The organism is Arthrobacter mobilis (assembly GCF_012395835.1).
GTDB lineage: Bacteria > Actinomycetota > Actinomycetes > Actinomycetales > Micrococcaceae > Crystallibacter > Crystallibacter mobilis.
The window spans coordinates 76212-86216 of sequence record NZ_JAAZSQ010000004.1; the positions used below are offsets into that span (position 1 = coordinate 76212).

Annotated in this window: 11 protein-coding genes and 1 riboswitch; of the genes, 5 read left to right on the plus strand and 6 right to left on the minus strand. The window is 70.4% G+C overall.

Features of this window, described 5'->3' with window-relative positions; genetic code table 11:
* Positions 1-456: ferritin family protein (locus HGG74_RS06390; protein WP_246262702.1), on the minus strand; the 456-nt coding region annotated here is incomplete at its 3' end.
* Positions 457-616: 160 nt separating this feature from the next.
* Positions 617-853, minus strand: a complete 237-nt coding sequence (locus tag HGG74_RS06395) for an SCO4226 family nickel-binding protein (protein ID WP_205761495.1) — start codon at positions 851-853, stop codon at positions 617-619.
* A gap of 149 nt (positions 854-1002) precedes the next feature.
* Between HGG74_RS06395 and HGG74_RS06400 the strand changes: the two genes are divergently transcribed.
* Positions 1003-2241 carry an MFS transporter gene (locus HGG74_RS06400; RefSeq protein WP_168485650.1) on the plus strand — a complete coding sequence of 413 codons (1239 nt, stop codon included), beginning with the start codon at positions 1003-1005 and terminating at the stop codon, positions 2239-2241.
* A gap of 21 nt (positions 2242-2262) precedes the next feature.
* On the opposite strand, the gene HGG74_RS06405 is transcribed toward HGG74_RS06400, so the two are convergent.
* Positions 2263-3036 (minus strand): zinc metalloprotease, encoded by a 774-nt coding sequence (locus HGG74_RS06405; RefSeq protein ID WP_168485524.1) that lies wholly within the window; start codon positions 3034-3036, stop codon positions 2263-2265.
* Positions 3037-3409: 373 nt separating this feature from the next.
* Positions 3410-3525, plus strand: a riboswitch (SAM riboswitch).
* Positions 3526-3583: 58 nt separating this feature from the next.
* Here HGG74_RS06405 and HGG74_RS06410 point away from each other — a divergent pair.
* The 4 genes from HGG74_RS06410 (at position 3584) to HGG74_RS06425 (ending at position 6963) form a co-directional block, all read left to right on the plus strand.
* Positions 3584-4090: a flavin reductase family protein gene (locus HGG74_RS06410; RefSeq protein ID WP_168485525.1), complete on the plus strand. Its 507-nt coding sequence runs from the start codon at positions 3584-3586 to the stop codon at positions 4088-4090.
* 127 nt (positions 4091-4217) lie between these two features.
* The gene (locus HGG74_RS06415; protein WP_168485526.1) at positions 4218-5279 is read left to right on the plus strand and encodes a methionine ABC transporter ATP-binding protein; all 1062 of its coding nucleotides are present in this window, start codon (positions 4218-4220) and stop codon (positions 5277-5279) included.
* Positions 5276-5995, plus strand: a complete 720-nt coding sequence (locus tag HGG74_RS06420) for a methionine ABC transporter permease (protein WP_168485527.1) — start codon at positions 5276-5278, stop codon at positions 5993-5995. Before HGG74_RS06415 ends, HGG74_RS06420 begins: the two co-directional genes overlap by 4 nt.
* A gap of 56 nt (positions 5996-6051) precedes the next feature.
* A complete protein-coding gene (locus HGG74_RS06425; RefSeq protein WP_168485528.1) occupies positions 6052-6963 on the plus strand; it encodes a MetQ/NlpA family ABC transporter substrate-binding protein in 912 nt (303 codons plus the stop codon).
* 80 nt (positions 6964-7043) lie between these two features.
* Here the strand turns inward: HGG74_RS06425 and HGG74_RS06430 are convergent, their stop codons facing one another.
* The 3 genes from HGG74_RS06430 to HGG74_RS06440 form a co-directional block, all read right to left on the minus strand.
* Entirely contained in the window at positions 7044-8495 is a 1452-nt protein-coding gene (locus HGG74_RS06430; RefSeq protein ID WP_312856773.1) for a DUF2254 family protein, read from the minus strand.
* Between the two features lie 168 nt (positions 8496-8663).
* Positions 8664-9290: a hypothetical protein gene (locus tag HGG74_RS06435; protein WP_168485530.1), complete on the minus strand. Its 627-nt coding sequence runs from the start codon at positions 9288-9290 to the stop codon at positions 8664-8666.
* A gap of 107 nt (positions 9291-9397) precedes the next feature.
* Positions 9398-9949: a TetR family transcriptional regulator gene (locus tag HGG74_RS06440; RefSeq protein ID WP_168485651.1), complete on the minus strand. Its 552-nt coding sequence runs from the start codon at positions 9947-9949 to the stop codon at positions 9398-9400.
* Positions 9950-10005: the final 56 nt, after the last annotated feature.

Below are 10005 nucleotides of genomic sequence, written 5' to 3' on the forward strand. Positions count from 1 at the left end.
GCCGTCGTGGTGGTGGTGGCCGCCATGCTGCTTCCCGCCGCCGTGCCCGCCATCGTGGTGGTGCCCGCCGCCTTCGTGGTGGTGGTGGCCGCCGTGATGGTGGCCGCGCTGCTGCTCCCCGCCGCCGCGCTGCCCGCCCTCCGAACCGGCTGCGGACTCGGCTGCCGTCCCGTTGGCCACAATGTCGCCATCCTGGAAGAGGATGCCGCGGGCGATCTCCCGCCACTTGGGCTTGGCCCGGAACAGGTACTCCAGCTCCATGCTGAAATGCTTGTATTCTTCGGCCAGCGAATCCAGCATGATGGCCCGGGCCGCCGGATCCCGTTCCAGCGAAATGCGCTGTTCATACCAGCCGATCGCCTCGGCTTCCTCGGTCAGGTTCGCGCACATCCGGGCGAAGGTCCGCGTCTCTGCGGATAGTTCGCCGGCCGGTTCGTGGTATTGCTCAAAGCCCATCTGAAGACCTCCGATGGCGTCACCCGGAACTCGAAAAATACCTTCCGCCAGCGTATAGCGGCGGCCCGGTCAAGGCTACCCCCGGGGCCCGCGGCCGGGAAGAGCGCTGCGGCCCGGGCCGCCGGCAGCGGCCGGCCCGGGCCACAGTTGCGGAGGACGGTCAGACGACCAGCGGGACAGGATGGATTTCGTCCGCGGGATGTCCGGTGCGCTCGTGGACCCGCTTGACAGCGTCCGCGTCCGGCGCCTCGGAGAGGCAATAGACCACACCGGACTCCGGATCCGCCCATGCCTGCTTGAAATTAACGCCCTCCTCGCCCTGGACGGCCAGATCTGCCGCGTGGGCAGCCTTCAGATCCTCCTTGGTGATGCCCACCATGTTGTGATGTACATCCATGAATTCCGGCATTGCACTCACACCCATCTGGTTGATGCGGAATGGATAGGGATATAAAAAACGCTACGCGCGTAGCGGGCCGATAGAAAGGGCATCCTGCACCGGCCTGCTCCCGGCCGGCAGGTACCGGGCGGTAGGCTCATTGCGTGATGCAGCCTGCCGATTCCGGCGCTCCTGTTTCCGGCCCGGTTCCCCACTGGCCGCTGCCCCCGTGGCGGGCGATCATCGCCTTTGGCCTGGTCAGCCTGACCGCGGACATGGTCTACGAGGGTGCCCGCTCGATCACCGGCCCGCTGCTGGCCGGGCTCGGGGCCACCGCGTTGGTGGTAGGGCTCGTCACGGGCGCCGGCGAAGGCATCGCGCTGGTCTTCCGGCTGCTCTTCGGCCCGCTGGCAGACCGCACCCGCCGGTACTGGACGCTGACCATCGCCGGCTATGCGATGACCGCCGTCTGCGTACCGCTGCTGGCCGTGGCGCCGTTCGCCGGCGGCGCCGGCCTGGCCCTGGCCGTGCTGCTGATCCTGGCCGAACGTGCCGGCAAGGCGGTGCGCTCGCCGGCCAAATCCGCCCTGCTGGCCTATGCGGCGGGGGCGGTGGGCCGGGGCAAGGGCATGGCCGTGCACAAGCTGCTGGACCAGCTCGGCGCGTTCGCCGGGCCGCTGCTGGTCGCTGCCGCCGTCGCAGCGACCTCCGCCATCTGGCCGGCCATGGCCCTGCTCGCCCTGCCCGGGGCGGTGGCCATGGCCCTGCTGGTCTGGCTGCGCCGGCGCGTTCCCGACCCGGGCGTCTACGAAACCGGCGGAACGACGGCGGCACCGTCCGCCGCTCCGTCCGCGATGCGGCTGCCCCGGAACTTCTACCTGTTCGCCGCCTCCGCCGGGGCCACCAGCGCAGGCCTGGTCACGTTCGGGGTGATCGCCTTCCATCTCACCGAAGCCGGCCTGGTGCCGCTCGCGGCGGTGCCGCTGGTGTACGCGGGGGCGATGCTGGCCGAGGCAGCCGCCGCCCTGGCCACGGGCTGGGCCTATGACCGGCGCGGGGCAGGCGTGCTGCTGGCGCTGCCGGTCCTGGTCGCGCTCGTGCCGGGGCTCGCCTTCTCCCCCGGCCTCTGGGCGGTGCTGGCCGGCGTCGCAGTCTGGGGCATTGCCACCGGCATCCAGGATTCGACGGTGAAGGCGCTGGTGGCGGACCTCGTCCCAGCGGAGCAGCGGGCCACCGCCTACGGCGTCTTCGCCGCCATCCAGGGCGGTGCGGCACTGGCCGGCGGCGCGCTGGCCGGCGGGCTCTACGGCCGTACGCCCGTCCTGGTTGCCGCGGTCGGGGCCCTCCAGCTGACGGCGCTGGTGCTGCTGGCCGTGGCACTGCGGACACGGACGACGCCGCGCTGAGAACGCTCCGGCGCGGGCCGGTCAGATCCGGGGCGCGCAGGGGCCGGTGCCCAGGGCGGCCAGGCCCACCAGGTCCCCGGCGCCGAACTCGGTCTGTCCGGTGCTGGTCGCGGCCATCAGCTGCGAGGCGTCCGAGGTGTGGCCCAGCCCGACAATATGCCCCAGCTCATGCTGGATGGTGGCCCGGACCGCCGCGGCACCGCCGGGATCGCGCAGCCTGGCCCCCAGCGCGGTGGCGTTGAGCCGCACCTGCCCGGTCACCAGGACGTCCGCGGAGCCTTCCCGGGAGACCGGAAGGGCCCGGGCGTCCCCCAGCCGCGTCGTGCCGCCGTGGGCCTCGGCCAGCGCGAACACCGGCTCCTCGGCGGTCGTCACCCAGTCGATCAGCACCGGTGCCCACCGGTCCCCGTAGCGCTCCGGCTGGTACGGTTCCCGGTCCGCCGAAGCCCGTTCCGACGTCGTGCCGTCGGCCACGAAGCGCAGCCCGGTCGCCTTGGAAATGCGGGACACCGCGTCACTGACCAACTGCCCGCCGCCGGGCGGCTGGTGGCGGTTATTGACCACGTAGTGGACCGGGCGGCACGGGCTGAAGGCGACAAACGGCCGGTCGCCCACGCCTGCGTAGTTGAAGGTGTAGGAGCCGCTGGACATCGTAGGCGGCGCGGGTGCACCCAGCGGCCGGGCTGCTTCCTCGTAGCCGGCGAGCGGGTGCTCCCGCAAGGCCGGCGGCGTGAGCAGGTCCACGGGCACGAACCGGGTCCACAGATCCCCGCCCACGACAAGCGCCAGGACCACCGCCACGGCAATGATGCGGCCGCTGGACCGGCTCCGCCCGCGCCGCACACGAGGCATCCGCCGCCGCGTCCGCCTGCCGGCCACGCTGAAACTGCCCCCGTGCCTGCCCTGCTGTGGGCGCGCGCCGGCGCCCGTCCCCCAATGATCGGTCATCCCCCAATGGCCTTTCAGCGATATTCATCTGTGCCGGGAACACCGGTGCAGCCAGACGGTGTTTCCTTTGCGTTCCCCTGTTTGCCTGATGTTCCCTGCTGGATCATTCCATACGGCAGGGACAGTGGGAAGGGCGGGACAGGTGCGCTCCTGCCGCGAACTTTACGAACTGTTGCCGGAAATTGACCGCAGCGCCCTCCAGCTTCTAGCTTTGTTACGGAATCAAGAGTGCCAACGCGAAGCCCTGGCTTGTTGGCCGGCAACCCTCCCGCAGTAGCGGGGTGCTCCAGGTGAAGATTCGGCCCGCCGGAACAACCGGCGCGGCAAGTACCGCGCTTCGGCGGCCCTGCACGGACACGGGCTGCCGATCGCCTGACGGCAAAGGAACACCCCCATGCCCCTCAGCGATGACCTGCAGCCTGACTCGCTCCGCCAGGCCTTCGGACGTTTCCCTTCCGGCATCGCTGCCCTCTGTTCCCTGGTCGACGGCGCCCCGCAGGGCATCGTCGCCTCCTCGTTCACGGTGGGTGTCTCCATGGACCCGCCGCTGGTGATGTTCGCCGTCCAGAACACCTCCCGCACCTGGCCGCTCGTCCGCCGTTCCGGACGCATCGGCGTCTCGGTCCTGGGCACCGGGCACGACGGCGTGTGCCGCCAGATCGCGTCCAAGACCGGGGACCGTTTCGCCGGCCTGCGCCTGCACACCACCGACGGCGGGGCCATCCTGCTGGGCGAGGCCGCCCTGTGGCTGGAGTGTTCGGTGGAACAGGAAATCCCGGCCGGCGACCACCATGTGGTCCTGCTGCGGGTCCACCGGCTCGACCGGCACCAGGACGCACACGAGCCGCTGATCTTCCACGCTTCCGGCTTCACGCGGCTCGAACAGCCCTCCTACGTCTAGCGGCTTCCTGCCGTACCGCTGACGACGCCGCGGAATCTTCGCGCGGCGCCGCCACCTTGCCTTCACCCTGCTTTACCCTGCCCTGCCCCTTCCGTTCTGCCTCCCGGCACTACAGAAAAGAACCGACATGATCCGTCTCGATCAGCTGACCAAGGTCTACGGCCACGGCGCCAACGCCGTCACGGTCCTGGACAAGCTGGACTTCGCCGTGGACAGCGGCGAGATCTTCGCCGTCGTGGGCCCCAGCGGCGCCGGCAAGAGCACCCTGGCCCAGTGCATCAACCTGCTGGAGCGGCCCACCTCCGGCTCCGTCGTCGTCAACGGCGAGGACCTGAGCAGCCTGCCGGAAAAGCGCCTGCGCGAAGCGCGCCGGCGCATCGGCACCGTCTTCCAGTCCGCGAGCCTGTTCAGCCGCCGCACCGCCGCCGGGAACATCGCCATGCCGCTGGAATACCTCGGCGTCGAACCCCGGGAAATCAAGGCCCGGGTAGGCGAGCTGCTCGAGCGCGTCGGCCTGGCGCACCGCGCCAACCACTACCCCTTCCAGCTCTCCGGCGGCCAGCGCCAGCGGGTGGGCATCGCCCGGGCCCTGGCCCTGCGGCCCTCGGTGCTGCTCTCGGACGAGGCCACCTCGGGGCTGGACCCGGACACCACCCGGTCCGTGGTGTCCCTGCTGCGCGAGCTGCGGGACGACCTGGACCTGGCGGTCGTGTTCATCACCCATGAGATGGACACCGTGCTGCAGGTGGCCGATTCGGTGGCCAGGCTCGAGCACGGCCGGATCATCGAGTCCGGCCGCGTGGTGGACCTGCTCACCGACCACGACTCCGCGCTCGGCCGGGCCCTGCAGCCACACCTGACCCCGGCGGTGCCGGAGGAGGGCGCGCGGCTGTGGGAGGTCACCTACGACTCCCACGACGTCCCCCATGACTGGCTCCAGCGGATTTCGCAGGAGCTGGGCGAACCGGCCTCGCTGCTGGCAGCCACCATCCAAACCATCAACGGCGTCGGCACCGGCCGGGCCACGGTCGGGCTGCGCAGCGGCTCCCCGGCGCTGGTCCAGGACGCCTTCGCCCGGCTCGGCCTGCGGGCCGAGCCCGGCACCCTGGCCGGCACTGGCGGACACGACACAGTCCGGAACGACACCGCGCGCGAGGACGCGCCTGCACCCTTGGAGCACGCACAATGAACCTTCCCCTTGCCACCGCCGTCATCGTGCCCCGCGCCGGGGACACCGCCCTGGCGGATCTGCCCGGGCTGCTGGTCCCGGCCTACGGCGAGACCCTGACCATGGTCGGCATCGTCATGGCCATCGTGGTGCTGGCCGGCACGCCGCTGGGCGTGGCCCTGCACAACATGGCCCCGGGCGGACTGTTCGAGAACCGCGCCGTCTACGCCGTGCTCAGCTGGGTGGTGAACATCGGCAGGTCCCTGCCGTTCCTGATCCTGATGGCCGCCATCGTGCCGTTCACCCGGTTCGTGACCGGCACCAACATCGGCATCCCGGCCGCCGTGGTGCCGATGTCCCTGGCCGGCATCCCGTTCTTCGCCCGGCTGGTGGAGAACTGCCTGCGGGACGTGCCGCGGACGGTCACCCAGGCCGCCCGTGCCTCGGGCGCCTCCCCGCTGCAGATCATCCGGACCGCCCAGCTGGGCGAGGCGGTGCCGGCGATCATCGGCGGCCTGACCATCAACACCATCGCCATGATCGAATATTCGGCGATCGCCGGCACCATCGGCGCCGGCGGCATCGGCTACGTGGCCGTTACCTACGGCTACCAGCGCTTCGACCAGACGGTCATGCTCGCCACGATCGTCATCCTGATCCTCACCGTTGCCCTGGTGCAGCTGCTCGGGGACCGGCTGGTCCGGTTCACCACCCCGGCCCTGCGCCTGCACCGCTGACCCCTGTACTGCTTGTTCCCCTCCCCTCCCCCACTGCAAGAGATAAGGCAATTCACATGACCATCACCGAAGACAAGACCGGCTCCTCGCCGCAGGACCACGGCTTCACCGTCCGCAAGCGCCGCAAGCTGCCCTGGCTGCTCGGCGCCGGCGCCGCCGTCGTCGCGGCCGGTGCGCTGATCGGCACCAACGTGCTCGGCGGATCCAAGTCCCCCAACGAAATCCCCGGCGCCACGCTCACCGTGGTCACCGCCGAAGGCAACCACGCCGAGCAGGAACTGGTGGAGTTCGTGGCCGAGGAAGTGGCTCCGAAGTACGGCATCAAGGTGGCGTTCAAGGGCCTGAGCGACAGCAACACGCTCAACCGCGCCGTGAGCACCGGCGAAGTCGCCGCCACCGTCTACCAGCACAAGCTGTGGCTGGCCCAGGTCCTCGAGGCCAACCCGGACTTCAAGGAAACCGCCGCGACGCCGGTGTTCCGCTGGGGCTTCGGCGTCTGGTCCGCCAAGCACAAGTCCATCGAGGAGCTGCCCGAGGGCGCCGTCGTCTCGCTCTACTCCGATCCTGCCAACGAGGCCCAGGGCCTGTGGCTGCTCGAGCGGGCCGGCCTGATCAAGCTCAAGGACGGCATCAACAAGTGGCAGGCGACGCAGAAGGACATCGTCGAGAACCCGAAGAACCTCGAGTTCAAGCTGCTGGACTTCGCCGCCCAGTCCCGCGCGCTGCCTGACCTGGACGCCGCCGTGGGCTACACCGAGTACTATGTCGCCGCCAAGGTCCCGCTCGAGCAGCAGATCTACGCCCCGCCGGCGCCGGACGAGTTCGCCGGCCAGCTGACGGTGGGCAGCGACTACCTGGACACGGAGAACATCCAGAACCTGATCAAGGCGTTCAAGGACCCGGCCGTGCAGGACTTCCTGCGGACCGATCCGGACGTCAAGGGGCTGCTGCTGCCGGTGGACAACTGATCCAAGTCCGTCGCCGGACCCGCTGTGCGTGGATCCCGCGTCCCCTTCCGGGGCGCGGGATCCACGCGTGTCCGGCCGCCCTAGTCGGGGTGGACTGCCTCGGGTTCGTCGGACGGCTTGGGCATGAGGCGCCGGCTCGCTTCAGCGAGCAGGCCGCGTGTCTCCGCCAGCCGGGCAACGTCGTGACCGGCCTGTTCCAGGACCTCCTCCAGGTCCCGCAGCGAATCGCGCAGCACAGGCAGTTCGGCGTGCTGGATCAATGCGGGCAGCGCGGAGTCGAGGACCTCCTCGAACACCGCCTTGTCCTCCTCGCGCAGGCGCGGAGCGATCCGGGCGAAGGCCCGGATGATTTCCGCGCAGGTTTTGGCCTGGCGTGATTCCGCGCTGCCCACCACCAAGGTGGCCAGCGCCCGGATGCCCTGCTCCACGGCCCCGTCCAGGTAGACCACCGGCAGCTCCTCGGGCTGCTCCGCCCGGTCCGAACGGTCCCGCTCACCGGCGATCAGCCAGCGGCCGAGCAGGTCGCTCAGGGCACGCACGGCGACGGCGGCCGTCTGCGGGCTCTGGGCCGCGCTCGTGGCGGTTTCCCAAGCGATGTTCTCCAGCTGGTCGATGGCGTACCCCGACTCGATGGTGACGTCCCTGAAGTCGTCCATGCCGAATGCGGCCAACACCTCTTCGTCCCGGGAGTCATCGTCCGGGTCGACCCCGACCAGCCGGGCGACCACGTCGCCGAACACCAGGTACTTTCCCAGCTGCCCCTCGACCAGGACCTCGACCCCGTTCCCGGCAGAGGCAGCGATGTCGGCAAGCTTGTCCACATGGACGGTTACGACATAGCCGCTGTCCAGCACGCATACCCGGCGTTCCGGAGTACCTTCGGGAGTGGTCCGCTTCATCCGTGTCCGGCCCAGGAGCACCAGCTCGCGTTCCCGGGCACGCAATGCCAGTTCGTGGATGGACCTGACTACCGACTCGGGGCGCATCTGGTCAATGCTGCTGTGGATCAGCAGCAGCAGCACCACCAGCGCGGTGATGGCCAGCAGCAGTGTCAGCGCGGCACCATGGACCGGCGCGGGTTCCTCGCGGGCCAGTCCCAGGATGATGAAAGTGAAGGCGGACGCCCCGACAAAGAAACCGAAATAGGCCTGGTTGGCACGGCGGCGCAGGAACTGGTCGAATACCACCGCGGTCAGCGAGCTTGCGGTCTGCTGCACGGCGAGCAGCAGCACGGAGAACGTTATGGAGGTCACCGTCAGCAGGCTGGTGGCGACGGCGGTAATAAATTCCACTGAGCCTCCGTCTGGCACTACGGCTGCCGCCAGCCGCCGCGAGGGGGCCGCGCCCTCAGCGGCGTCCAGGACGGACACCAGCACCGCGGCCGCGCAGAAAACGGCGGTGATCACCAGGGGGAGCCGGAGGAATTCGGCAACGCCGCGGCGGAAGCGGCCCGCCTCGTGCAGTCCGCCCGAGCTGCGCAGCGGGTCCCTGAATACCGCATCCTGCAGCGTGGGCTTTTCCCGCCGCGCTATACCTTCCCCCTCCGCTCCGTCCCTCCGGTGGGCCGGCCTGCGCCGGACCCGCCGGTCCTACCCAGACTGGGGACCCGGATGGCCGCCGTCAAGCCCGGGAGCGCCTTTTGCTTTTCGGGCGGCCCTGCGCCGGTCGGCCGGTCCGGCTGAACCGGTTCAACAACATCCCTAGCGCGGAGACAGGGCCACCGGCACGCTGCGCTCGCCCTCGAGGAACTTGATCCGCAGCACCGCCTCGCGGGTGGAGTCCGGTACCCTGAAGGCGACCTCGCCGGTTTTGGTCGAATCGCCCGCGACCAGTTCGTTCAGTCCGGAAACCGGTGCGATGCTGTCCCCGCCGATCTGGAGCCGGAAGGTCGAGTCCCAGAAGTTCAGGTCGTAGCGGTCGTGGTTGATGCACTTGATCGTGAAGGCCACCGCCAGGTAGCCGTCCGCATCCGGGCGCACCTGCGCCCCGGTCACGACATATTCCACGGTGCCGGAACGGATGGGTTCCCCGGTGGGCACGGTCGCTTCCCATCCCCCGCTGCCCGCCGGCTTATCCGGACCGGACGCGCCGTCCCGGCCGGACGTTCCCGCAGGGGTTTCGGCGGGGCCGGGCGCTGCCGGCGACGACGCCGCGGGCCCCGGTTCCGGCCCCGGCCTGCCCAGCAGCCCGGCCTGGGCCAGCCCCACCACCAGGCCGGTCACGGCGGTGATCAGGGCCGCGGCCGCGGTCAGTATGCCGGGCATGGTCGTCCACCAGCTGGCCGGCTTCCCGCCGCCCGTCGTGTCCCCTGTGTTGTCCTCGGCCATGCCGGCCACCCCGGATCGGTCCGTGCTGACGCCTGACGCTTCGAATTCTACGCCGCCTGCCCCGGCAGCTGCCGGAAAACCGCGGCCGGGCCCTCCCGGGTCCGGCCTCAGCGCGCTTCGGGCAGCAGCCCCGCCAGCAGCGTATCCACCCCGAACAGGAACGCCTCGGCGTCGTCCTGCCCGCCGGGCGGCAGCAGCCCGGCGCCGGCCAGTTCGGCATGCGTCTGCTCCTCGGCCACCGCGCCGAGGATGTAGTGGATCAGCGTCCGGGCGCCCCAGCGCGCCTGCTGGACGGTGAGCGGCCCGGCGGCCAGCAGCGCCTCGAGTTCGCGCAGCGGCAGCAGCAGCTCGGGCCGGAGCACCTGCGCCAGGGAGACGACGTCGGCCGCCCCGCGCACGGCCAGCAGCGCGGCGCGGATGTCCTGGGCCGCCTGCCGGACGCCGGCGCGCGCGTCCGCCGCCGAATCCACCGACACCGGGGCCAGGATGCGCTCGGCCAGCACGGTGAGCAGGTCCTGCTTGTTCTTCACATGCCAGTACAGGGCGCCGGGCTGGACCTCCAGCTCCTTGGCCAGCCGGCGCATCGACAGGTCGGCAAAACCGTAGCTGTTCAGGATCGACAGCGCGGCCTCGACGATCTGCTCGCGCGACAGGGCCATCGCCACTCCCCCTTCAGGTCCGGACTCCATCATGCAACACGTTGACAACCCTGCCC

What these genes read in the sequence shown, in the direction of transcription:
- HGG74_RS06420 (WP_168485527.1), top strand. Translation starts at nt 5,276, where the DNA reads ATGAACCTTCCCCTTGCCACCGCCGTCATCGTGCCCCGCGCCGGGGAC.
- HGG74_RS06425 (WP_168485528.1), top strand. Translation starts at nt 6,052, where the DNA reads ATGACCATCACCGAAGACAAGACCGGCTCCTCGCCGCAGGACCACGGC.
- HGG74_RS06400 (WP_168485650.1), top strand. Translation starts at nt 1,003, where the DNA reads ATGCAGCCTGCCGATTCCGGCGCTCCTGTTTCCGGCCCGGTTCCCCAC.
- HGG74_RS06410 (WP_168485525.1), top strand. Translation starts at nt 3,584, where the DNA reads ATGCCCCTCAGCGATGACCTGCAGCCTGACTCGCTCCGCCAGGCCTTC.
- HGG74_RS06395 (WP_205761495.1), bottom strand. Translation starts at nt 853, where the DNA reads ATGGATGTACATCACAACATGGTGGGCATCACCAAGGAGGATCTGAAG.
- HGG74_RS06435 (WP_168485530.1), bottom strand. Translation starts at nt 9,290, where the DNA reads ATGGCCGAGGACAACACAGGGGACACGACGGGCGGCGGGAAGCCGGCC.
- HGG74_RS06415 (WP_168485526.1), top strand. Translation starts at nt 4,218, where the DNA reads ATGATCCGTCTCGATCAGCTGACCAAGGTCTACGGCCACGGCGCCAAC.
- HGG74_RS06440 (WP_168485651.1), bottom strand. Translation starts at nt 9,949, where the DNA reads ATGGCCCTGTCGCGCGAGCAGATCGTCGAGGCCGCGCTGTCGATCCTG.